The organism is Curtobacterium sp. AG1037 (assembly GCF_003349855.1).
Classification (GTDB): domain Bacteria; phylum Actinomycetota; class Actinomycetes; order Actinomycetales; family Microbacteriaceae; genus Curtobacterium; species Curtobacterium citreum.
This window is the reverse complement of record NZ_QQAO01000003.1, coordinates 428479-450676: the sequence shown is the minus strand read 5'-3', so window position 1 is coordinate 450676 and position 22198 is coordinate 428479. Positions and strand designations below refer to the sequence as shown.

Annotated in this window: 18 protein-coding genes and 1 pseudogene; 7 read left to right on the top strand and 12 right to left on the bottom strand. The window is 71.3% G+C overall.

Annotated elements, in window-relative coordinates; genetic code table 11:
- Nucleotides 1-200 precede the first annotated feature (200 nt).
- The 4 genes from DEU32_RS06835 to DEU32_RS06820 all read right to left on the bottom strand — a co-directional run bounded on the left by DEU32_RS06835 (nucleotide 201) and on the right by DEU32_RS06820 (nucleotide 4405).
- Nucleotides 201-1238, bottom strand: a complete 1038-nt coding sequence (locus DEU32_RS06835; RefSeq protein ID WP_114849853.1) for an ABC transporter substrate-binding protein — start codon at nucleotides 1236-1238, stop codon at nucleotides 201-203.
- A 73-nt stretch (nucleotides 1239-1311) separates the two neighbouring features.
- Nucleotides 1312-2238: an ABC transporter ATP-binding protein gene (locus DEU32_RS06830; protein WP_258554802.1), complete on the bottom strand. Its 927-nt coding sequence runs from the start codon at nucleotides 2236-2238 to the stop codon at nucleotides 1312-1314.
- Nucleotides 2235-3338 (bottom strand): iron chelate uptake ABC transporter family permease subunit, encoded by a 1104-nt coding sequence (locus DEU32_RS06825; protein WP_258554801.1) that lies wholly within the window; start codon nucleotides 3336-3338, stop codon nucleotides 2235-2237. Before DEU32_RS06825 ends, DEU32_RS06830 begins: the two co-directional genes overlap by 4 nt.
- Nucleotides 3335-4405, bottom strand: a complete 1071-nt coding sequence (locus tag DEU32_RS06820; RefSeq protein ID WP_258554800.1) for an iron ABC transporter permease — start codon at nucleotides 4403-4405, stop codon at nucleotides 3335-3337. Before DEU32_RS06820 ends, DEU32_RS06825 begins: the two co-directional genes overlap by 4 nt.
- Before the next feature lie 28 nt (nucleotides 4406-4433).
- Here DEU32_RS06820 and DEU32_RS06815 point away from each other — a divergent pair, with 28 nt between their 5' ends.
- Nucleotides 4434-5273 (top strand): siderophore-interacting protein, encoded by an 840-nt coding sequence (locus DEU32_RS06815; RefSeq protein ID WP_114849851.1) that lies wholly within the window; start codon nucleotides 4434-4436, stop codon nucleotides 5271-5273.
- A 43-nt stretch (nucleotides 5274-5316) separates the two neighbouring features.
- The gene (locus DEU32_RS06810) at nucleotides 5317-5694 is read left to right on the top strand and encodes a VOC family protein (RefSeq protein ID WP_058740502.1); all 378 of its coding nucleotides are present in this window, start codon (nucleotides 5317-5319) and stop codon (nucleotides 5692-5694) included.
- A gap of 229 nt (nucleotides 5695-5923) precedes the next feature.
- On the opposite strand, the gene DEU32_RS06805 is transcribed toward DEU32_RS06810, so the two are convergent.
- The 3 genes from DEU32_RS06805 to DEU32_RS06795 are packed head-to-tail and all read right to left on the bottom strand — an operon-like array spanning nucleotide 5924 to nucleotide 9227.
- The gene (locus DEU32_RS06805; protein ID WP_114849850.1) at nucleotides 5924-6838 is read right to left on the bottom strand and encodes a carbohydrate ABC transporter permease; all 915 of its coding nucleotides are present in this window, start codon (nucleotides 6836-6838) and stop codon (nucleotides 5924-5926) included.
- A gap of 1 nt (nucleotide 6839) precedes the next feature.
- Entirely contained in the window at nucleotides 6840-7805 is a 966-nt protein-coding gene (locus DEU32_RS06800) for a carbohydrate ABC transporter permease (protein WP_114849849.1), read from the bottom strand.
- A gap of 54 nt (nucleotides 7806-7859) precedes the next feature.
- Nucleotides 7860-9227, bottom strand: coding sequence for an extracellular solute-binding protein (locus DEU32_RS06795; RefSeq protein WP_114849848.1), 1368 nt, complete (start codon nucleotides 9225-9227; stop codon nucleotides 7860-7862).
- Nucleotides 9228-9491: 264 nt separating this feature from the next.
- Between DEU32_RS06795 and DEU32_RS06790 the strand changes: the two genes are divergently transcribed.
- The gene (locus DEU32_RS06790) at nucleotides 9492-10994 is read left to right on the top strand and encodes an alpha-N-arabinofuranosidase (RefSeq protein WP_114849847.1); all 1503 of its coding nucleotides are present in this window, start codon (nucleotides 9492-9494) and stop codon (nucleotides 10992-10994) included.
- Between the two features lie 692 nt (nucleotides 10995-11686).
- Here DEU32_RS06790 and DEU32_RS17480 read toward each other — a convergent pair.
- The gene (locus tag DEU32_RS17480) at nucleotides 11687-12751 is read right to left on the bottom strand and encodes a GNAT family N-acetyltransferase (protein WP_254631481.1); all 1065 of its coding nucleotides are present in this window, start codon (nucleotides 12749-12751) and stop codon (nucleotides 11687-11689) included.
- Nucleotides 12752-12811: 60 nt separating this feature from the next.
- Nucleotides 12812-13897 (bottom strand): annotated as a pseudogene (locus DEU32_RS06775) (LacI family DNA-binding transcriptional regulator).
- Nucleotides 13898-13981: 84 nt separating this feature from the next.
- Between DEU32_RS06775 and DEU32_RS06770 the strand changes: the two are divergent.
- The 4 genes from DEU32_RS06770 (at nucleotide 13982) to DEU32_RS06755 (ending at nucleotide 19164) form a co-directional block, all read left to right on the top strand.
- A complete protein-coding gene (locus DEU32_RS06770) occupies nucleotides 13982-14917 on the top strand; it encodes a carbohydrate ABC transporter permease (protein WP_114849845.1) in 936 nt (311 codons plus the stop codon).
- The gene (locus DEU32_RS06765; RefSeq protein WP_058740512.1) at nucleotides 14914-15879 is read left to right on the top strand and encodes a carbohydrate ABC transporter permease; all 966 of its coding nucleotides are present in this window, start codon (nucleotides 14914-14916) and stop codon (nucleotides 15877-15879) included. Before DEU32_RS06770 ends, DEU32_RS06765 begins: the two co-directional genes overlap by 4 nt.
- Before the next feature lie 52 nt (nucleotides 15880-15931).
- Nucleotides 15932-17272 (top strand): sugar ABC transporter substrate-binding protein, encoded by a 1341-nt coding sequence (locus DEU32_RS06760; protein WP_174777809.1) that lies wholly within the window; start codon nucleotides 15932-15934, stop codon nucleotides 17270-17272.
- A 71-nt stretch (nucleotides 17273-17343) separates the two neighbouring features.
- Nucleotides 17344-19164 carry a beta-galactosidase family protein gene (locus DEU32_RS06755; protein ID WP_114849844.1) on the top strand — a complete coding sequence of 607 codons (1821 nt, stop codon included), beginning with the start codon at nucleotides 17344-17346 and terminating at the stop codon, nucleotides 19162-19164.
- Nucleotides 19165-19247: 83 nt separating this feature from the next.
- On the opposite strand, the gene DEU32_RS06750 is transcribed toward DEU32_RS06755, so the two are convergent.
- The 3 genes from DEU32_RS06750 to DEU32_RS06740 all read right to left on the bottom strand — a co-directional run bounded on the left by DEU32_RS06750 (nucleotide 19248) and on the right by DEU32_RS06740 (nucleotide 22101).
- Nucleotides 19248-19808 carry an SgcJ/EcaC family oxidoreductase gene (locus DEU32_RS06750; protein ID WP_181819218.1) on the bottom strand — a complete coding sequence of 187 codons (561 nt, stop codon included), beginning with the start codon at nucleotides 19806-19808 and terminating at the stop codon, nucleotides 19248-19250.
- 4 nt (nucleotides 19809-19812) lie between these two features.
- Nucleotides 19813-20127 carry a biopolymer transporter Tol gene (locus DEU32_RS06745; RefSeq protein WP_114849842.1) on the bottom strand — a complete coding sequence of 105 codons (315 nt, stop codon included), beginning with the start codon at nucleotides 20125-20127 and terminating at the stop codon, nucleotides 19813-19815.
- Nucleotides 20128-20202: 75 nt separating this feature from the next.
- Nucleotides 20203-22101, bottom strand: a complete 1899-nt coding sequence (locus DEU32_RS06740; protein WP_147281417.1) for a hypothetical protein — start codon at nucleotides 22099-22101, stop codon at nucleotides 20203-20205.
- Nucleotides 22102-22198: the final 97 nt, after the last annotated feature.

The following is a 22198-nucleotide window of genomic DNA, read 5'->3' as shown; positions in this document are numbered from 1 at the left end:
GGGGGGCGGGCGGGGGCGCGGGGGCGCGGGGGGGGGGCGGGCGGGGCCCCCGGGGGGGGGGGGGGGGGGGGGGGGGGGGGGGGGGGGGGGGGGGGGGGGGGGGGGGGGGCAGGGACGGGTCGCGTCCGGACGCGACCGGGAACGGACGGGAGGCGCGGTGCCAGCCGGCACCGCGCCTCCCGTCCGTGGGGTGGTGGGGTCTACGAGACCTTCTTGCTCTCGCCCAGCCAGCCCGCGAGCTTCGTCATGTAGTCGGCCTGCGACGCGTAGTCGAGGGCCGGGAAGGTCCAGCTGTGCACCTGGCCGGCCTGCAGGGCCGCGTTGTCGGCGAACGTCGGCTGCTTCTCGAGGTCGGACACCTGGTAGCCCTGCTGCGACAGCAGGATCACGTCACCGGAGATCTGGCCGGCGTTCTCCCACGAGTAGATGCCCCAGTAGAAGCCCTTCGGCTTCGGGGTCACGAAGTAGACGCCGAACGACGAGTACATCTGCAGCGTGGGCTCGTCGGAGGGTCGCGTGACGTACGCGCCGTCGCCGTCCGCGTACATCGAGACGACCGAGACGTCGCTCGCCTTCGCGGCCTTCTCGAGCTCGTCCTCGGCCTTGTCGAAGCGGTCCTCGGCGGCCTCGACCGTCGACTCCGGGGCACCGAGCGACTCGGCGAGGTCGGCGATCTTCTCGATGACGTCCTCGCCCTTCCCGCCCCACTCGACCTGGACGACGGGCGCGATGGCCTCGACCTGCTGCTGCTGTTCCTTGTCCTTGAAGCCGTAGCCCGGCTGCGTGGTGTCGAGCGTGCCCTTGTCGTCGGTGGGGTAGACCGACGTGACGACGAGGTCCGGCTTGAGTGCCGCGAGCTGCTCGAGGTCGATGTCGCCGTAGCCGGTGCCGAGCTGCGCGATGCCCTTGGTGTCCAGGCCCTCGAAGCGCTGGTCCTTCGCCATGGTGAGCTGCCCGAAGGTGCCGACCGGGCGGAGGCCGTACTCGATGAACGAGATGGCGATGTCGTTGAGGACCACGACGCGCTTCGGGGTGCTGTCGAGCTTGACGGTCTTCCCGGTGGCGTCCTCGTACGACCAGGGTCCCTTCGCGGCGGCGCTCGAGCCGGAGCCGGCGGCGCTGCCGTCGCCGGAGCGGCCGGAGCCGTTCGAGCCGGTGCAGCCGGCGAGCAGGAGGGCCGAGAGGGCCACGGAGGTCACGAGGGCGGCGCGCACGGAGCCGCGGCGGGGGATCTTCACGTTAGGAGAGCCTAACCTAAGTCTGTACGGCCTGCCGGCCCCTGCTGGTTCAGGCCGGTCCTGCTCGTCCGGTTCAGTCCTGCTCGTCCGCCTCGGGGACGATCATCGGGGTGCCGGTCACCGGGTCGGGGACGACGCGGGCGTGCAGACCGAAGGCCCGCTCGAGCACTTCGGGCGTCAGGACCTCGTGCGGGGTGCCGTCCGCGACGACCCCGCCGTCGTGCAGCACCACGAGCCGGTCGGAGTACCTCGCGGCGAGCGACAGGTCGTGCAGGACCATCACGACGGTGGAGCCCTGCTCCCGGTTGAGCCGTCGCACGAGCCGCAGGACGTCGAGCTGGTGCGCGAGGTCGAGGTACGTCGTCGGTTCGTCGAGCAGGAGCGTCTCGGCCTGCTGCGCGACCACGAGCGCGATCCACGCCCGCTGTCGCTGCCCGCCGGACAAGCTCGCCACGTCGCGGTGCGCCACCTCGGTCAGCCCGGTCGCGGCGATGGCCTGCTCGGCGACGTCGGCGTCCTCGGCGGTCCAGGGGCGGGCCCAGGACTGGTGCGGGTTCCGGCCCCGCATCACGAGGTCGAGCACGCTCGTGCCGGCCGGGGCCACGGGGGTCTGGGGCAGGATCGCGAGCTTCCGCGCGACCGCACGGTTCGGCTCGCGTCGGATCGGGGTGCCGTCGAGCAGGACCTCGCCGGCCTGCGGCCGCAGCACCCGGCCGAAGGCCTTCAGCAGGGTCGACTTCCCGCAGCCGTTCGCTCCGAGGAAGGTCGTCACGGTGCCGCGTTCGATGCGCAGGTCCAGGTCGCGGAGCACCGGTTCGCGGTCGTAGCCGACGGACAGGCCGCGGGCCTGCAGCACGGGCACTCCGACTGGAGGCGCGGTGCGGGTCGGTCCATCGGCCGGCGTCGTCGAGGTGGTCGCGGCTGCGTCCGTGGTGGCGGACGTGGCGGCCGTCGCTGCCGTGGTGTCTGCGGTGGTCGCGGGTGCGGTGCGTGCGGTCATCGGGACATCTCCTTGCGGTGCCGGACGAGGAGCCAGATCAGGTAGGGGGCGCCGACGACGGTCGTGACGATGCCGACGGGGACCTGCCAGGGGAAGGCGGACCGGGCGAGCAGGTCGGCACCGAGCACGAGAACGGCCCCGAGGGCGCCGGCGAGCAGCAGCGGCGGCCGGTTCGTCCCGGCGAGCCGCAGCGCGACCTGCGGCACGACGAACGCGACGAACCCGACGGGTCCCGCGGCGGCGACGGCGGCGGCGGTCAGGACCACGGCCAGCGCGATGACGAGCAGCCGGTGCCGCTGCACCCCGAGGCCGACGCCCGTCGCGACCTCGTCACCGAGCTGCCCGATGCCGAGCGCCGCACTCGTCGCGAGGGCCAGGGGGACGGCGACGGCGGCCACCACGAGCAGGGGCCACACGGACGACCAGGACGTGCTCGACAGGCTGCCCACGAGCCACTGCGAGGCGGCGGTCGCCACGGTGATCTTCGCGCGGACGAGCAGGTAGCTCGTCATCGCGTCGAGGGTCGCGCTGACGCCGATGCCGACGAGCACGAGCCGGTAGCTCTGCACACCGCCGCGCCACCCGAAGCCGTACACGGCGGCGGCCGCGACGAGGGCGCCGATCGTCGCGGCGACCGGGATGCCGCCGCTGGTGACGACGCTCGACACCGAGTACGAGCCGCCGCCGAGGACGATGGCCGCCACCGCACCGACGCTCGCGCCGGAGGTGACGCCGATGATGTCCGGCGTGCCGAGCGGGTTGCGCGTGACGGTCTGGGTCAAGGCGCCCGCGACGCCGAGGACGAGCCCGACGAGCGCGCCGACCAGCACCCGGGGGAGTCGGAGCGTCGTGACGATGAAGCCCTCCGGGCCGTCCTCGACGCCGAACAGGGCGCGGACGACGGTGCCCGGTGCGATCCAGGTGCTGCCGACCGCGACGCCGAGGACGACGAGCACGACGGCGAGGGCGAGCGCGGCGACCGTGTACCCGAGCACCCGCGGGCGCCAGGCCAGGCCGACGGGGCCGACACGGACGCCGCGGCGGACCGGGGCGGCGGTGCTGCGGGGTGCTGCGGCGCTGCGCGGTGCGGCGGCGCTCACAGGGACACCAGCGATCGGCGGCGGGCGACGGCGACGAACACCGGGCCGCCGATGACCGCGAGGACGATGCCGACCTCGACCTCGGAGAACCCGCCGACGAGCCGCCCGACGACGTCCGCGACGAGCACGAGCGACGCCCCGACGAGGGCCGAGACGGGCAGGGTCCAGCGGTGTCCGGTCCCGACGAGGGCACGGGCGACGTGCGGCACCGTGAGTCCGACGAACCCGATCGGACCGGCGGCCGCGGTCGCGCCGGCGGCGAGCAGGGTGATGCCGCCGAGGCCCACGAGCCGGGCGACGAGGACGTTCTCGCCCAGGCCGCGCGCGAGCTCCGCGCCGAGGCCGAGCGCGTCGAGCGACCGGACGTTCCAGATCGCGAGGGCCAGTCCGACGAGCAGGAACGGTGCCGCGGCCGTCAGCACGTCGAGCTGCCGCGCCGCCAGGGAGCCGACCACCCAGAGCCGGTACGCGTCGAGCGACTGCTGGTCGGTCAGGACGATGAAGGACGTGACCGCGCCGAGCAACGCCGAGACCGCGGCGCCGGCCAGGGCGAGGGGCACCGGGCTGGCCGTCCCGCTGCCGGCGATCGTCACCGAGAACACCACGACGCTCGCGACCACCGCGCCGGCCAGGGCGAACCAGACCGTCGCGCCGGTGCTCGTGACGCCGAAGACGTAGACGCCGAGGACGACCGCGAGCCCGGCGCCCGACGAGACGCCGAACAGGCCCGGGTCGGCGAGGGGGTTCCGCGTGTGCCCCTGCATGAGCAGGCCCGCGATGCCGAGGGCCGCGCCGACCGCGGCGCCGATGAGCGTTCGGGGGATGCGCGAGCCCCACACCACGGCCTCGGTCGTCCCGGACCCCGAGCGCGTCAGGCCCGCGAGCACCTGGTCGACGCCCAGGCGATTGCTGCCGAACAGCATGCTGGCGACGGCGGCGAGTGCGAGGACCACGACCAGGCCGAGGACGACGGTCGTCCGACGGCGGACCGCGGTGCGGTGGACGCCCGTGGCGCTCGGCGGAGCGGGCGGTCGCGCGGGGGTCACGACGAGATCGGGGGATGGCACGCGGACCATCTTAGGTTAGCCTTGCCTCATGGCGAAGATCCCGCGGCTCATGCCCGAGAACCCCCGGCTCTTCCGTGCCCGCGTGCTCCGCTCCGCCCGGGTCACGCCGTCGATGCACCGGGTGACGGTCACCGGGGCCGACCTGCACGAGTTCCCCTTCGCCGGGTACGACCACTGGTTCCGCCTGTTCCTGCCGCTCCCGCACCAGCAGCACCTGACGCTGCCCGAGATCGACGGCAACCGCTGGTACCCGCAGTACCTCGCCATCCCGCAGGACACCCGACCGCACCTGGCGAACTACACCGTCGCGGGCTTCCGACGACTGCCGGACGGCACCGCCGAGCTCGACGTCGACTTCGTCGTGCACGCCCACGCCGACGGCACACTCGAGGGGCGTGCCGCGATCTGGGCGTGCGCGGCCCGACCCGGCGACGAACTCGCGATGCTCGACCAGGGGCGCATCTTCGACTGCCCGGACGACGTCAGCCAGGTCCTGGTCGCCGCCGAGGAGACCGGGCTGCCCGCGGTCGTCGGCATCGCCGCGTCACTGCCGCGGGACACCGTCGGCCGCATCGTGCAGGAGGTGCCGACGGCCGCCGACGTCCGCGTGCTCGACGCCCCGGCCGGCGTCGAGGTCACCTGGATCGTCCGCGAGCACCTCGACCCGCACGGGGTCCCCGGACGTGCCGCGCTCGCCGAGCTCCAGCGGCACGTGCCGTGCGACGACCGGGTGTACGCCTTCGTCGTGGGGGAGTCCCGGCTCGCAACCGAGGGGCGCCGGCACCTGCACCGCGCGGGGGTCCCGAAGTCCCGGATCACGTTCTCCGGGTTCTGGAAGCACGACGCCCGGCAGGCCGTCCCCGCGTGAGCCCGGCCGTCCCCGCCTGACCCCGGCCGGGTAGCGTGCGGGCATGAGCGTCCGACTGAGCGAACTCGTGCTGAACTGCGACGACCCCGAGGTGCTGTCGCGCTTCTGGTGCGCCGTCCTGGACTACGTCGAACTCGGCAAGGACGAGGACGGCATCGAGATCGGCCCGGCGTCCGGCTTCGGCGGGGCGACCCCCACGATCATCCTGTCGAGGAACCCGCAGCCGAAGCACCAGCCGCTCCGCCTGCACCTCGACGTCTCACCGGTCGACCAGGACCAGGACGCCGAACTCGAGCGGCTGCTGGCCCTCGGCGCGCGCCCGGCCGACGTCGGGCAGACCGGGGAGGAGTCGTGGCACGTGCTCCAGGACCCCGAGGGCAACGAGTTCTGTCTCCTCCGGACCCGCCTCGATCCGCTCTGAGTCGTCTCCGACGCGGACGTTCCTTCCCATCGCACTCGCGGTAGGAGGACGTTCCGCGCACGGAACGCCGTTCCTCCGGGTCTCCTTTGCGCGGATCTGCCTCCCACGCGCGGATCGGCTTCCGACGCGCGGATCGGCGACCGGCGAGCGTGGGCGCGGGGTCGCGCCGGGACGGACGGGAGGCGCGGTGCCAGCCGGCACCGCGCCTCCCGTCTGTCGTGGGGTGGCGTCAGCCCTTGAGACCGGAGCCGGTCACACCCTCGACGATCTGCCGCTGGAAGACCAGGTACAGGATGATCAGCGGCAGGGCCGCCAGGATCGCCCCGGCCTGGATGTCGGCGTACCGCTGGCCGAAGCTGCCCTGGACCGTGGCGAGTCCGACCGGGATCGTCATGAGGTCCGGGTTCGACAGCACGAACAGGGGCAGCAGCAGGTTGTTCCACACCCCGACGAACGTCAGGATCGCCACCGCGGCGATGACCGGACGCGACAGGGGCAGGATGACCGACCAGTAGATCTTCCACATGCCGGCGCCGTCGATGCGCGCGGCCTCCTCGAGCTCCTTCGGGATGCCGTCGAAGAACTGCTTGAAGATGAACACCGCGATCACGGCGGGCACCTGCGGGAAGATCACCGACCAGTAGGTGTTCAGCAGGTTGACGGCGTTGAGCTCCTGGAAGATCGGGATGATCAGGACCTGCGTCGGGATCATGATGCCCAGGATGATGAGCAGGAACGCGACGTTCCGCCCGCGGAAGGCCAGCCGGGACAGTGCGAACGCCGCCATCGAGGCGAACAGCACCGTGAGGGCCGTGGTGAGCAGGCTCGTGATGCCGCTCGCCAGGTACCAGTTCCAGATGTCGCCGGCCTGGAACAGCGACGCGTAGGAGTGCAGCGTCGGGTTCCAGTTCGACAGGATCGCGTTCGCGCCCAGGGCTGCGACGCCGTTGTCGGACAGCGACGTCTTCAGGGCGAACAGGCTCGGGATGAGCCAGATGATCGCGAACACGGTCAGGATGATCGCGGCCGTGATGTTGAAGCCCTTGCCGGAGACGCCGATCTTCGCGGCGTTCGCGGGAGCTGCGGCCGAGACGCCCGTGCGGACGCGCCGGCGGCCGGTGGTGATGCTCTCGGTGGCGGTCATGTCAGGCACCGATCTCTCGCTTGGCGGCAGCGCGCTCGACGAGCTGCCGGATGACCGCGATCGCGACGATCACGATGAACAGGAGCACCGAGGCCGCGGACGCCGCACCGAGGCGGTTGTCCGTGAAGCCGACGCCGGTGATGAGCTGCAGCGAGACCTGGGTCGAGATGCCCGGCCCGCCGTTCGTCATCAGGTACACCTGGTCGAAGATCTTCAGGCTCGCGATGATCTGCAGCAGGATGACGAGCGTCGTGGTGCGGGCGAGCAGCGGCAGCGTGATCGACTTGATCTGCTGCCAGCTCGACGCCCCGTCGACGGCTGCGGCCTCGTAGAGCTCGCGGGGGATCTCCTGCAGCCCGGCCAGGTACAGCACGAAGTTGAACCCGAGCGTCCACCAGACCGTGGCGATCGCGACGCCGATCATGGCGGTGTTCGGGCTCGCCAGGACGCCCGCGCCGGGGGTCAGGCCGATCGCCTGCTGGACCGAGGCGAACAGGCCGGTGGCCGGGGTGAAGATGAACACCCAGATCAGCGAGATCGTCGCCGACGGCAGGATGAACGGCAGGAAGAACGCCAGGCGGAAGAACCACTGCCCGCGGTTCATCCGGTTGGTCAGCACGGCGAACACGAACGCCAGGATGACGAGCGGCGGGGTCGTGTAGAGCGTGAACTGCAGGGTGTGCCAGAGCGACGACCAGAAGTCGGCGCGTCCGAGCATCTCGGCGTAGTTCGCGAACCCGGCGAAGCTGCCGAGTCCGGTGCGGACGGTCGAGGTGTTGAAGAAGCTCGTGACGAGCATCCACACCGTCGGGCCGAGCAGGAAGGCCAGGTAGAACAGGCCGAAGGGGGCGAGGAAGAGCCAGCCGGAGCGTCCCTGACCACGGCTCATGGCGTTGACGCGGGGACGCGAGCGGCCGGTGACGGCCCTGGCGTCCGTGGGTCGGGTGAGAACTGGTGCAGCGGTCACGTCATCGTGCCTCTCGTGCGGGGTCCACGTGGATCGAAGGGGTCGCGCGCCGGATCACAGCGGGCTCGGGGTGTTGAGGTACGTGGACAGCTGGTCCTTGATCGCCGAGAGCGCCTGGGCCGGTGAACTGCTGCCCTGCTGCACCAGGGCGAGCTGCGCCCCGACGGTGTTCTCGAAGGTGGACCCGGAGCCGCCGTACCAGGCGGGGTCGTCGAAGACGGCGGTCTCGGCGGCCGACGCGTAGTTCGACTGCGGTGTGAGCTCCTTGAACGCCGTGCTGTCGAACGTCGGCATGTAGGCCGGCACGTGCCCGCCCTGCGCCCACGTCAGGCTCTGCTCGAGCATCTGCTTGATGAACAGCATGTGGGCCTTGCGCTGCTCGGGCGTGCGGTCCTTGCGTGGCAGGATGAACGTGTGCGAGTCCGCCTGGGTGGCCGGCTCGTCGTACAGCTGCGGTACGGGCACCATGCCGAACTTCAGGCCCTTGATCGACTGGGCGGTGCTGATCTCCCACTCGCCCTGCATGAAGAAGCCCGCCTTGCCCGTGAACATCAGTGTCTGGGCGGTGGCGTAGTCGAGGCCCTTGTTCAGCCAGCCGTTCTTCACCCACTTCTGGGTCATGTCGGTGACCTTCATGTAGGCGTCCTCGTTGACGGTGAGCTTCGCGCCGCCGTCGCTGATGAACGGCGTCGCCCCGTTGATCTGGTTGTACATCGTCCAGAAGAAGCGCCACGGGGTCGCGACCTCGCTGACGTTCGCGACGTTCAGCGCGGTGCCGCCGGTGACCTTCGCGACCGCGGCGAGCGCGGCCTCGAAGTTCTCGAGCCCGTTCAGGTCCTTGAGCTTGCCGTCCGAGTCGATCAGGCCCGCCTTCTGGCACACGTCAACGTTGTAGAAAAGGACGAAGGGGTGCGTGTCGAGCGGGATGCAGATGTTCTTGCCGTCGGTCTTCTGCGCCGTCCACGCCTTCTGGTTGAAGTCGCTCGCGCTCAGGCCGACGCTGGCCAGGTCGTCCGCGGAGATCGGGTCGAGCAGGTCCCCGTCCCAGAGCGGCTTCGCCCGGGTCAGGTGCGCGATGGCGACGTCCGGTGGCTTGTTCCCGACGGTCGCCAGTGTGACCTTCGAGTAGTACGGGTTGCCCCAGGCGAACGTGGTCGCCTGCAGGGACGACGAGCCGCCGTGCTGCTTGGCGTAGCCCGCCTCCATCGCCTGCATGCGGAGGCCGTCGCCGCCGCCGAACAGGTTCCAGAAGACGAGCGTCTCGGGGTTGAGGGGAGCGCCGGCGACACCGGCGGCGAGCGGGCTGGAACACGCTGCGAGGGGCAGGACCGCGGCTCCGGCGGCGGCTCCGGCGAGCAGGCTCCGCCGGGTGAAGGCACCGCCGCGGGACTGCGGGGTGGGGACAACGGATCGGATCGGCATGGCATCACTCCATCGGGACAGGCCGAGTCGGAGCAGGGTCGGTGCTCCGTGAGCGCTCACACTAGTGGTGCTCGGGGAGCCCCGCCACCCCTTCCGTGAACGTCACGACGAGGGCGCCTCCCCGCTTCCGCACGGCGCCGGAACCCGCTAGCGTTGCCGAAGGACGTGAGCGCTCACTTTCGTGTCGGGCTGCGCACGTCCACCTGCAGCACGACGCACGAACCGCACACGGCACCGCCGCCGCCAGCAGATCGAAGGAGATCCATGCCCCGCACACACCTCGTCCTCGACAGCGCGTTCACCGTGGGGCCGGTGCGCCGTCGCCTGTTCGGCGGGTTCGTCGAGCACCTCGGACGCCACGTCTACGACGGCATCCACGAGCCCGCGCACGAGACCGCCGACGAGCACGGCTTCCGGAAGGACGTCGTCGAGCTCGTCAAGGAGCTCGGTGTCTCCGCCATCCGCTACCCGGGCGGCAACTTCGTCTCGGGCTACAAGTGGGAGGACGGTGTCGGCCCGGTCGAGCAGCGCCCCCGCCGCCTCGACCTGGCGTGGCACTCGACCGAGACGAACGAGGTCGGCCTGCACGAGTTCCAGCACTGGCTCGACGCCGTCGGCTCCGAGCTCATGCTCGCCGTGAACCTCGGCACCCGCGGCACGCAGGAGGCCATCGAGCTCCTCGAGTACGCGAACATCGACGCCGGTACCGCCCTCAGCGAGTACCGCCGCTCGAACGGCCGCCAGGAGCCCTTCGCCATCAAGATGTGGTGCCTCGGCAACGAGATGGACGGCCCGTGGCAGCTCGGTCACAAGAACGCCGAGGACTACGGCAAGCTCGCCGCGATGACCGCCAAGGCGATGCGCCAGATCCAGCCCGACCTCGAGCTCGTGGCCTGCGGATCGTCCGGTGCCTCGATGCCCACCTTCGGCGAGTGGGAGCGCACGGTCCTCGAACACGCCTACGACGATGTCGACTACATCTCCGCCCACGCCTACTACGAGGAAGAGGGCGACCTGTCCTCGTTCCTGGCCTCCGGCGTGAACATGGACCACTTCATCGACACCGTGACGACCGCGGCCGACCACGTCAAGGCGCACAAGAAGTCCGACAAGCGGATCGACATCTCGTTCGACGAATGGAACGTCTGGTCGCTCAGCAAGTGGAACGAGCAGCAGAAGACGTTCGAGCTGCAGGACTGGCCGGTCGCGCCGCGCCTCCTCGAGGACGTCTACACCGTCGCGGACGCGGTCGTCGTCGGCGGCCTCCTCATCACGCTGCTCCGCCACGCCGACCGCGTCGCGTCGGCGAGCCTCGCGCAGCTCGTCAACGTGATCGGCCCGATCATGACCGAGCCCGGCGGGCCGGCCTGGCGCCAGACCACGTTCTTCCCGTTCTCGCTCACGTCGCGCCTGGCGAACGGCACGTCGCTGCAGGTGAAGGCCTCCGGTGACACCGTCGACGGCGGCAAGCACGGCGAGGTCCCGGTCGTCGACTCGGCCGCCACGGTCGAGGACGGCAAGGCGGCGGTGTTCCTCGTGAACCGCCACCAGACCGAGACCACCACGGTCACGATCGACCTGGCCGGCCTGCAGGTCGACGGTGACGTCCGTGCCGAGGGCGTCTGGGACGACGACGTGCACGCCGTCAACGACCTCGGGAACCGCGAGCGCGTCGGGCTGCGGACGAACGACACGGTCCGTCGCGACGGCGACACGATCACCATCGAGCTGCCGCCGGTCTCCTGGACCGCGGTGTCGATCGGCTGAGCTCCGCCGGCTCCGGCCGGCGGTCGAGCGCCTCGGCGAGCGCCACGGTGAGCGTCGAGTGAGCACGGGAGGGCGTCGGTCCGCGTGAGCGGGTCGGCGCCCTCCCGCTGTCCGTCGGACCGCTCGCGACCCGGCACAGGACGGACGGGAGGATCGTGGCGGGGCCGCCACGATCCTCCCGTGGCGGGGCCCGGTCCCCGCACCGGGCCCCGCGCACGCGGCGGACGTGCCTGCAGTGCGGGGCATGACGGGGACGGAGGAGCCGGACGGAGCGGGACAGCTCGGGCCGTTCCAGGACGACTTCGTCGCGTCGATGGCAGCCTGGACACCGTCGGGGGACGCCGGACCCGAGCCCGGTTCGTCCGCAGGACGAAAGATCCGGTGACCGGCGGTTGACGTCTGCCGTCGGTCCGGTCATCCTCGGAGCACGGCAGCGTTGCGGTGGTGGATCAGGTCCCCGTGACGCGGGGTCGGTGCCTGTTCGGGTCAGGTCGCCCCGGTGACCGCGACCGACCGGGTCGCGGTCACCGCCGTCACCGCCGTCACCGCCGTCACCGCCGTCACCGCCGTCACCGCCGTCACCGCCGTCACCGCCGTCACCGCCGCAGCGTCTGTCGCGGGTACTCGCGGACGGCGCGGAGGTACTCGCCCGCGAACCGGCCGAGGTGTCGGCCGACACCCGCCGCTGACGATCACCGGGTCCGTGCCGCCCGGTCCTTGATCGCCTCGATGACCTCGGTCTTGGCGTCGGCGTACGCGTTCATGTCGTCCCAGCTGCGGGTCATCAGCGCCCGCTTGACGTCCTCGTAGCGCTGCCGGTCCGCGGCGTCCCGGCGGAGGTGGTCCCGGAGCAGCAGGTACGCGTCGAGCGCGGGCGCGCCGTGCTCGTACACGTGGACGTGCACGTCGCGCTCCGGGGTCCGGACGAGCCGGTGCCCGGGCTCGCGGACGCGCAGCTCGTAGCCGGCGGCCAGGAGCGGCTCCAGGTACGCGGCCTCGTCGGTGACGTCCGGCACGGCGACCGCGACGTCGACGATCGGCTTGGCGGCGAGCCCGGGCACCGCCGTCGACCCGATGTGCTCGACCGCGACGTGCTGCCCGGCGAGCGCGGTCGTGATGCGGTCCCGGTGCGTCGCGAAACGCTCCGCCCAGGCCGGGTCGTGCTCGTGCAGCCCGACGGTCAGTGCTTCGGGACCGCCGACGATCTCGGTCGTGTCGACATCCGGCGCGCGGTGGGCGCCGGTGCGGATCCAGAAGCGCAGCAGGGTCTGGCCGTCCGGGGTGACGACGCTCCGCTCGTACCGGCCGCCGTTCCGTTCGATGACCCGACGGGACGCGGGGTTCGTGGCGTCGCACGTCAGGAGCACCTCGGGCATCCCGCGCTCGGCGGCCGTGTCGAGCGTGGCCGCGAGGGCCGCCGACGCCAGGCCGCGCCCGCGCGCGGACGGGCGGATGCCGTACCCGACGTGGCCGCCGTACTCGCGGAGCCAGTCGTTCAGCTCGTGCCGCAGGGCGATGCTGCCGAGGTACTCGTCGCCCTCGACGATCCACCGGTAGGTGCAGGTCACGTGGCCGAGCTCGACCGCGGCCGTGGTCTCCTCGGCGAGCAGCTGGTCGACCCAGCGGCCGAAGCCCTCCGGGTCGCGCAGTGCCGCGGCGTCCCGGACACCGGCGCCGTCCTGGTGGGCGTCGCCCCACTCGTCGAGGGCGCGGACGAACGAGGGGAAGAAGGCGTGGGACGGCGGGACGAGTTCCATCACGCCGAGCCTAGGGGCTGGCCGGGCGGCCGGGCGCGCGCGCAGCGCTGTCCGGCGTGGTCAGGCCGGTGGTGCCGCCGTGCTCGCCCGCTCCACGAGCCGCACGGGGACCAGGTCCGTCGCGGTGTGGACCGGGTCGCCCTCGATCTGCGCGAGCAGGTTCGCGACCGCACGGCGGCCGACCTCGTCGAAGGACTGGTGCACGGTGGTCAACGGCGGCCAGAAGGAGTCGGACTCGGGGGAGTCGTCGAAGCCCACGACGCTGAGCGAGTCCGGGACGCTCCGGCCGGACTCGTGCGCCGCGCGCAGGACCCCGAGCGCGGTCTGGTCGTTCGCGGCGAACACGGCCGTGATCTCCGGTCGCCCGGCGATCTCGAGCCCGGCGGAGTATCCGTGCTCGGTCGTCCACCCGCCGTGGAACACCGGCGGGACGGTCCGTCCGGCGCGCTCGAGGGTGTCCTGCCACGCGGCCAGCCGGCGTGCGGCGGAGTACTACGACTCCGGGCCGGCGACGTGCCAGACGGTCTCGTGCCCGAGGTCGAGCAGGTGCTGCGTCGCCTGGCGGGCACCGTCGGCCTGGTCGGTGTCGATCGCAGGGTGCTCGGTGGTGCCGGTCGAGTCGACGACGACCATCGGCACACCGTCCGGCAGGGCGACCTCGGCCGTGTCGATGATGTGCGACTCGATGATGATGACGACCCCGTCGACGGCCTGCTCGTGCAGTCGGGAGAACGCCGAACGCACGCCCTCTTCGGTCCGGGAAGCCATCGGCAGCAGCGTGATCGTGAAGTCCGCGGCGCCGGCGGCGTCGGCGATCGCCTCGAGCGTGCGCATGTTGCCGAAGGACGCGAGCGTGAACATGATCACGCCGATCGTGCGGAACCGGCCGGAGCGCAGTGCCCGGGCGGCGCGGTTGGGGCGGTAGCCGAGGGTGTCCATCGCGCGCTGGACGCGTTCGCGGGTGTCGGGGCTGACGTTGTCGAACCCGCGGGACACGCGGGAGACGGTCTGCATCGAGACCCCGGCGGCCTCGGCCACGGCGGCCAGCGAGGGCGCGCGGCGCGCGGCGGCGATCTCGGTCGACACGAGCGCTCCTTCCCCCTCGGGCGGCTCCCGCAGCGAAGCCGTCCCCGAACGGTAGCGCATGTTGACGTTGCCATGCTACGGTTCCCGAGTTCGATGTTGACGTCAACATCGACGCACCCGAACGCAGCACGACAAGGGAGTCACATGACCACGCTCGAAGCGCGTGCGCCAGGAGCCGCAGCTCCGGCGACGCCGCCGCGGCGCCGGAACCGGCAGCGCGGCCGCTGGACCGGCTGGATGTTCGTCGGTCCGTTCGTCGTGGTCCTCGTGGCCATGCTCGTCGTCCCGATCGGCTACGCGCTCTGGCTCAGCCTGTTCCGCGATCAGCTGATCGGCGGCAACCAGTTCGTCTGGTTCGCCAACTACGTGCAGCTGTTCCAGGACGCCAAGTTCTGGACCGGGTTCGGCCGCGTCGTGCTGTTCCTCGTCGTCCAGGTGCCGATCATGCTCGTCGTCGCGCTGATCGCGGCGCTCGCGCTCGACAGCGCCCGCCTGTGGGCGGCGTCCTTCTTCCGGATCGCGATCTTCCTGCCCTACGCGGTGCCCGGCGTGGTCGCGGCGCTCATCTGGGGCTTCATCTACGGCAACCAGTTCGGTCTCACCGGCACGATCAACTCGGCGCTCGGCATCGACCTGCTGCAGCCGTTCAGCCCGGACTGGATGCTCGCGTCGATCGGCAACATCGTCACGTGGGAGTTCGTCGGCTACAACATGCTGATCTTCTACGCGGCCCTGCGCGTCGTGCCCGGTGAGCTCTACGAGGCCGCCGAGATCGACGGTGCCGGCCCGATCCGCACGATCTGGTCGATCAAGATCCCGGCGCTCCGCGGCTCGATCGTCATCGCCACGATCTTCTCGATCATCGGCAGCTTCCAGCTCTTCAACGAGCCGAACCTGCTCAAGACGCTCGCCCCGAACGTCATCGGCACCTCGTACACGCCGAACATGTACGCCTACTCGCTGTCCTTCAGCGGCCAGCAGTTCAACTACTCCGCCACCGTCGCGATCGTCATGGGCGTCATCACCGCCGTGATCGCCTACGTCGTGCAGGTGCGCGGGACCCGAGCGGAGAACCGATGAGCACCCTGGACACCCGCACGACGCCGCCCACCGTGACCGAGGCGGTGACCACCCGCGGACGCAGCGGGGCGGGCCGCACCCGTGCCTCCCGTCCGAGCGGCCCGAAGGGCCGTGGCCCCCGCGCCCGCAAGTCGACGCTCCTGCTCGTGGTGATGATCGTCATCACCGTCTACTCGCTGCTGCCGCTCTTCTACCTCGTCGTCAACGCGACGAAGTCGCAGGACGACCTGCTCAGCACCTTCGGGCTCTGGTTCGGCAACGGCTTCTCGCTGTTCCAGAACATCGGCGAGACGCTGACCTACAACGGCGGCATCTACCTGCGCTGGCTCGCGAACACCGTGCTCTACGTGGTGGTCGGCGCCGGCGGGGCGACGCTCCTCGCGACGATCGCCGGCTACGGCATGGCGAAGTTCCGGTTCCCGGGCCGCCGTGCGGTGTTCGCCGTCGTGCTCGGCGCGATCGCGATCCCCGGCACCGCGCTCGCCGTCCCGACGTTCCTGCTGTTCTCGTCGGTCGGCCTGACGAACACCCCGTGGGCGATCATCCTGCCGTCGCTCATCAGCCCGTTCGGCATGTACCTCATCTGGACCTACGCGATCGACGCGGTCCCGACCGAGGTCATCGAGGCGGCGCGGATGGACGGCGCGGGCGAGTTCCGGATCTTCTTCACGATCGCCCTCCGCCTGCTCGCCCCCGGCGTCGTGACGGTCCTGCTGTTCGCCGTCGTCGCGACCTGGAACAACTACTTCCTGCCCCTGATCATGCTGAGCGACCCGAACCTCTACCCGCTCACGGTCGGCCTCAACCAGTGGAGCGCGCAGGCGCAGGGCGTCTCCGCGCACCCGATCTACAACCTCGTCGTCACCGGATCGCTCCTCACGATCATCCCGATCGTCGTCGCGTTCCTCTTCCTCCAGCGCTCCTGGCAGTCCGGCCTCGCGGCCGGCTCCGTCAAGGCGTGACCTCCCGCACCACCCGAAGCACCTGCTTCACGATGAAGTGAAAGGCACCCTCATGCACAAGCGTCTCCGTCGCGGGCTCAGCGCCCTCGCGATCGGCGTCACCGCGGCCGTCGCCATGACGGCCTGCGCCGCCGGCGGCTCGTCCTCCTCCGGTGGATCGGCCGACGACATCACGAAGGCCCTCGAGAAGGGTGGGTCGCTGACCTACTGGTCGTGGACCCCCTCCGCCCAGGCCCAGGTCGCCGCCTTCGAGAAGGCGTACCCGAAGGTCAAGGTCAAGCTCGTCAACGCCGGCACCGGCAACGACCAGTACACCAAGCTGCAGAACACGATCAAGGCCGGCTCCGGCGCCCCCGACGTCGCGCAGATCGAGTACTTCGCGCTGCCGCAGTTCGCCCTGAGCGACTCGCTCGTCGACCTGAAGTCGTACGGCTTCGACAAGCTGGCGGACAAGTACGGTGCGGGCACCTGGCAGTCGGTCGACCTCGACGGCAAGGTCTACGGCCTGCCGCAGGACTCCGGCCCCATGGCGATGTTCTACAACAAGAAGACGTTCGACGACGCCGGGATCACCACGCCGCCGAAGACGTGGGACGAGTACGTCGCGGACGCCGAGAAGATCCACGCGTCCAACCCGAACGCCTACATCGCCGCGGACAGCGGTGACGCGGGCTTCACGACCTCGATGATCTGGCAGGCCGGCGGCCGTCCGTTCGAGGTCAAGGGCACCGACGTCACGGTGAACCTGCAGGACGCGGGCACCAAGAAGTGGACCTCGACCTGGAACCAGCTCGTCGAGAAGGGCCTGCTCTCGCAGACGCCCGGCTGGACCGACGACTGGTACAAGCAGCTCGGCAACGGTGAGATCGCCACGATGGTCACCGGCGCCTGGATGCCCGGCGTGCTCGAATCGAGCGTGAAGGACGGCAGCGGCAACTGGCGCGTCGCCCCGATCCCGACCTACGACGGCTCCTCCGACGTCACCGCGAACAACGGTGGCTCCGCCGAGGTCGTCATGAAGCAGTCGAAGAACCCGGCGCTCGCAGCCGGCTTCCTGAAGTGGCTGAACTCCTCGCAGGACTCGATCGACGTGTTCCTGAAGTCGGGCGGCTTCCCGTCGACCAAGGCGCAGCTCACCTCGTCGACCTTCACCGCCGAGAAGCCGGAGTACTTCGGTGGCGAGGCGATCAACGAGACCCTGTCGAAGGCGTCCTCCAGCGTCGCCGAGGGCTGGCAGTACCTGCCCTTCCAGGTCTACGCGAACAGCGTCTACGCGGACACCGTCGGCCAGGCGTACCAGGACAAGTCCGACCTGAACGCCGGGCTCGAGGCCTGGCAGAAGGCGATCGTGAAGTACGGCAACGAGCAGGGCTTCAAGGTCACCTCGAAGTAACACCGTTCCACCACCACCTCGGGGCCGTGCGGATCCTTCCGCACGGCCCCGTTCCCTGAGAGGGTCACACCATGCGCTTCGCCATCGGCGACACCGACTTCCTGCTCGACGGCGAGCCGCACCGGGTCCTGTCCGGCGCGATCCACTACTTCCGCGTCCACCCGGACCTGTGGCAGGACCGGATCCGCAAGGCCAAGCTCATGGGCCTCAACACCGTCGAGACCTACGTCGCCTGGAACGCGCACGCACCCCGTCCGGGCGAGTTCGACCTGACCGGCGGGCTCGACCTCGGCCGCTTCCTCGACCTGGTCGCCGCCGAGGGCATGCACGCCATCGTCCGCCCCGGGCCGTACATCTGCGCCGAGTGGACGAACGGCGGCCTGCCGTACTGGCTGTTCACCGACGGCACCGTCGGCGTCCGCCGCGACGAGCCGGGGTTCCTCGCCGCCGTGCAGGACTACCTCGAGCAGCTCGCGCCCGTGCTCGTCCCGCGGCAGATCGACCACGGCGGGCCGATCGTGCTCGTGCAGGTCGAGAACGAGTACGGCGCGTACGGCTCCGACCCCGTCTACCTGACGAAGCTCGAGCAGATGCACCGGGACATCGGGCTGACGGTGCCGTTCACGAGCGTCGACCAACCGATGGGCACCATGCTCGAGGACGGCTCACTGCCGTCGCTGCACAAGACCGGCTCGTTCGGGTCCCGCTCGGCCGCGCGGCTCGAGCGACTCCGCCAGGCGCAGCCCACCGGTCCGCTGATGTGCTCGGAGTTCTGGGACGGCTGGTTCGACAGCTGGGGCGAGCACCACCACACCACCCCGGCGGGCGACTCGGCCGCGGACCTGGACGTCCTGCTCGCCGCCGGCGGCTCGGTCAACGTCTACATGTTCCACGGCGGTACGAACTTCGGCTTCACGAACGGCGCGAACGACAAGGGCGTGTACCGGCCGATCGCGACGTCGTACGACTACGACGCACCGCTCGACGAGGCCGGTCGCCCGACCGACAAGTTCCACGCCTTCCGCGCGGTGATCGAGCGCTACGCGCCCGTCCCGTCGCTGCCTGCCTCGATGCAGCCCGGTGGATCCGGTCGCCTCTCCGAGGACGGGTCCGGCCTGGAGGCACGCCCCGCCTCCGCCACGGACGTCGCCGTCCGGCTCGACCGGGTCGCGTCGCTCCGCTCCCTGCTGCCCGCGCTGACCGGGTGGACGACCCACGACGAGCCGCCGACCTTCGACGCGCTCGGGGCGGCCAGCGGCTTCGTGCTCTACCGGACCGAGGTCGACCTGCCGACCGGCGGTGTCCTGACCGTCGGTGACGAGGTCCGCGACCGCGCCGTCGTCACCGTGGACGGTGTCGTCGTCGGCGTGCTCGAACGCGAGCACCACGACCGTGCGATCGCGCTCCCGCCGGTCACCGGCACGCTCGAGCTGCTCGTCGAGGACCAGGGCCGGGTCGACTACGGCCCCCGGATCGGCGAGCCGAAGGGCCTGCTCGGCGGGGTCGCCGTGGACGGGGTCCCGGTCGCGCGGTGGAGCGCCTCGCCGCTCGCCCTCGACCCGATCGCGCCCGCAGCGCTGGCGCAGCTCGCCGAGACCGCGCCCACCGACGGCGACGTGCTCGCCGGCCCGGTGTTCGCCGCGGGGTCGTTCGACCTGACCGAGCCGGGGGACCGGTACCTGTCGCTCGACGGCTTCCGGAAGGGCGTCGCCTGGGTGAACGGCTTCTGCCTGGGGCGCTACTGGTCGCGGGGGCCGCAGCGGACCCTGGCCGTGCCGGGTCCGGTGCTCCGGGCCGGCCGGAACGAGGTCGTCGTGTTCGAGGTGCACGCCGCCGCGTCCCGTCGGGTGTGCCTGCTCGCCGAGCCGGACCTGGGCCACACCGAGGCCTGAGCGGCCGGTCGAGTTCCGGCTGTACGGTCGGGCCGACACGGCCGGTCGAGGCCTGCGCACACGGACGGTCCGGCGCGACCGGATCAGCTCGGCGGAGTCGACGCCACCACGTTCGCCCCGGCGACGAAGAGCCAGGCGCCGTCGCTGCGCAGCGCCGTGAACGTGAGCACTCCGGCGCTGTCCGGGACGGCGAGCGCGGGGTCGGCGTCTGCCGCTCGTTCGAGGCGCCATCCGACCTGCACCACCGCGACACCGTCCGCCGCGGCGTGCTGCTCGACGTCGTGGGCGCTGAGGGTCGCCCCGTCCAGGCGGCTCGCGAAGGCCGCCTCGTGACCACGTTCGATGCCGGTCCGACCGGACATCCGGATGCCGTAGATGTTGACGAACTCGGCGTCGTCGGTGAACAGGTCGGCGAGTGCCCCGGCATCACCGTCGTTGAAGGTCGTGACGAAACGGCGGGCGAGGTCCGTCGCCCCGAGGTCGTTGGCAGTGCGGGACGACGAGGAGGACGGTCGCTGGGTCGGTGATCCGGTGTCGGCGCAGCCGTGCAGACCGATCGAGGAGACTGTTGCGATCGCGACGGCGGCGGTGACGGCGAGCGGGCGAGTCGTGGGTATGGTGGTCCTCCTGGCAGTGATGTCCAAGATTTCAATGTAGCGGTTCGTCGGACTGCGCGCCGTCGAGCACGGCGAGCGCGCGCTCGGCGTCCGCGACCCGGTCGGCCTCTGGACGGGTCCACCACTCGGGTCCGCGTTCGCCGAGCCCGTGCTTGGCCAGGCCGTTCCGTCGCCGCGCCGCCGCCAGGGCCTCGTCGTCGCCGTCGCGCCTCGCCCGGCGGACGGCATTCCTCCCGCGACCCAGGTGCGACCGGAGCGCGGCCGCGACGTCCTCGGGGATCGCCGGGTCCGTCCGGCGCCACCGTCGACCGTCGACGACGAAGAAGTGCTCGTCGGGTTCGCTCATCCTGCGAGTCTGCCCCCGTGACGGACGGGGAGCGCTGACGCGTCCCCGTCCGTCCGAGCCGACGGCGACGCCGGGTCAGCTGCGGGTCAGTGAGAAGACCTTCGAGGTCGTGTCCTCGCCGTCGACGGTCTGCACGAACCGCAGGTGCAACGAGTACAGGTCCGCGGGGACCGTGTGGTCGAAGCTCCACGTGCCGTCCGCGGCGACCGGGATGACCTGGTCGTGGCTCTGCCAGCCGTTGAGGAACTCGACGTGCAACGTTGCCCCGGGGGTCGCGGTGCCGGCGAAGTGGTTCTCGACGCCGGGACGGAACGTCGAGTTCTCCAGTGTCGGGGCGACGACGCCGGCCTCGCCGTCAGCGGGGGTCGCGCCCTCGACGTCGACGGTCAGCGGGTCGGAGACGCCGTGCAGCGCGCCGAGGAACTGCTCGACGCGGAACACGAACGTGCTGGCGGTCGTCGGGACGGCTACCTCGGCGCTCCAGGTACCGTCGTCGCCGACGCGCAGGTCGCCCGGGACGACCTGGCGACCGTCGACGTCGAGGATGCGGACGTGGGCACCCGGCGTCGCCGTCCCCGCGATGCGGGCCGTCGTGCCTGCGCGCACCGGCCCGGACACGACGGTGGGGGCGGTGAGTTCCTGCGGGTCGTTCGGCGCGGGCGTCCCAGGGCCTGCGGCGAGCGTGAAGAGCTCCGAGACGCCGGTCTCGTCGCCGAGCGTCTGGGAGAAGCGGAACTGCAGCGTGGTCTCACCAGCCGGTGGCGTGTGGTCGAAGGACCAGGTGCCGTCGGCCGCCACCGGGATGTCGAACGGGTGGCTCTGCCAGCCGGTGGTGAAGCCGACCCGGAGTGTCGCGCCCGGCGTGGCCGTGCCGGTGAAGCGGTTGGCCACACCGGGGACGAAGCTCGTGTTGTCCACCGTGGGGGCGACGAACTCGGGTCGCCCCACAGGCGGGGTGGCGCCGTCCACGTGCACGGTGAGGACCCCGGACACGGCGCGCCGGTCGCCGAGCTCCTGCGCGAGCCGGAACGCGAACGTGTCGTCGGTGCTGGGGACGTCGACCTCGAAAGACCAGGAACCGTCATCGCCCACTCGGGTCTCACCCGGGACGATCGTCCGTCCGTCGGGGTCGAGGACCGTGAGGTACGCCCCGGGCGTCGCGGTCCCGTCGATGCGGCGCTTCCCGCCGGCCTGGACGCGCTCGGTCACGACGGCGGGATCGGCCAGTTCGGCGGGGACCTCGGGCGCGGGCGTCCCGGCGCCGGCGGTCAAGGTGAAGACCGGCGAGACCCGTTCGACGCCGTCGACCCGCTGCGAGAAGCGCATGAGCAGGCTTTCCGAGCCGGCCGGGGGCGTGTGGTCGAATGACCAGGTGCCGTCCGCGCCGACGGGGATGTCGTGGGGGTGGGACTGCCATCCGGTCAGGAACCCGACGCGCAACGTCGCGCCGGGGGTGGCCGTCCCGCTGAACCGGTTCGCCATGCCGGGGATGAACGTCGTGTTCTGCAGCGTGACGTCGCGCGGGGCGGTCGGGTCCTCGGGGGTGGGCGTCCCCGCACCCGGCGCCAGGGTGAAGATCTGCGAGACCCGCTCGGTGCCGCCGACCTGCTGCGTGAAGCGCATCAGCAGGCTGCTGAGGCCTGCGGGTGGGGTGTGGTCGAAGGACCACGTGCCGTCAGCACGCACGGTGATGTCCTCCGGGGACTGCTGCCACCCGGTCAGGAACCCGACCCGCAGGGTGGCGCCCGGGGTCGCGGTCCCGCTGAACCGGTTCTGCACGCCGGGGGCGAAGCTCGTGTTCGTCACGACGACGTCGCGGATCTCGGCCGATGCAGCGGCGGCGGACGGCCACGCCGACGCAGGGACGCCGGCGACCACGACGGATGCGAGGCCGAGGCAGCCGAGGCCGACGAGGGCGCCGAGTCGGTTCCTGCGGTGGGACCGGGGCGGTCGTGTGGGGGATGGGTTCTGCACGGGAGTCCTCTGCTGGGTGTGGGATGCGGACGGTCCATGCAAGCCGATCCGACTGGAGGAATAGAGAATGCGATGTATTGCTCCTGCGCTGCTCTGG

What these genes read in the sequence shown, in the direction of transcription:
- DEU32_RS06830 (WP_258554802.1), bottom strand. Translation starts at nt 2,238, where the DNA reads ATGACCGCACGCACCGCACCCGCGACCACCGCAGACACCACGGCAGCG.
- DEU32_RS06815 (WP_114849851.1), top strand. Translation starts at nt 4,434, where the DNA reads ATGGCGAAGATCCCGCGGCTCATGCCCGAGAACCCCCGGCTCTTCCGT.
- DEU32_RS06810 (WP_058740502.1), top strand. Translation starts at nt 5,317, where the DNA reads ATGAGCGTCCGACTGAGCGAACTCGTGCTGAACTGCGACGACCCCGAG.
- DEU32_RS06805 (WP_114849850.1), bottom strand. Translation starts at nt 6,838, where the DNA reads ATGACCGCCACCGAGAGCATCACCACCGGCCGCCGGCGCGTCCGCACG.
- DEU32_RS06795 (WP_114849848.1), bottom strand. Translation starts at nt 9,227, where the DNA reads ATGCCGATCCGATCCGTTGTCCCCACCCCGCAGTCCCGCGGCGGTGCC.
- DEU32_RS06790 (WP_114849847.1), top strand. Translation starts at nt 9,492, where the DNA reads ATGCCCCGCACACACCTCGTCCTCGACAGCGCGTTCACCGTGGGGCCG.
- DEU32_RS17480 (WP_254631481.1), bottom strand. Translation starts at nt 12,751, where the DNA reads ATGGAACTCGTCCCGCCGTCCCACGCCTTCTTCCCCTCGTTCGTCCGC.
- DEU32_RS06770 (WP_114849845.1), top strand. Translation starts at nt 13,982, where the DNA reads ATGACCACGCTCGAAGCGCGTGCGCCAGGAGCCGCAGCTCCGGCGACG.
- DEU32_RS06765 (WP_058740512.1), top strand. Translation starts at nt 14,914, where the DNA reads ATGAGCACCCTGGACACCCGCACGACGCCGCCCACCGTGACCGAGGCG.
- DEU32_RS06760 (WP_174777809.1), top strand. Translation starts at nt 15,932, where the DNA reads ATGCACAAGCGTCTCCGTCGCGGGCTCAGCGCCCTCGCGATCGGCGTC.
- DEU32_RS06755 (WP_114849844.1), top strand. Translation starts at nt 17,344, where the DNA reads ATGCGCTTCGCCATCGGCGACACCGACTTCCTGCTCGACGGCGAGCCG.
- DEU32_RS06745 (WP_114849842.1), bottom strand. Translation starts at nt 20,127, where the DNA reads ATGAGCGAACCCGACGAGCACTTCTTCGTCGTCGACGGTCGACGGTGG.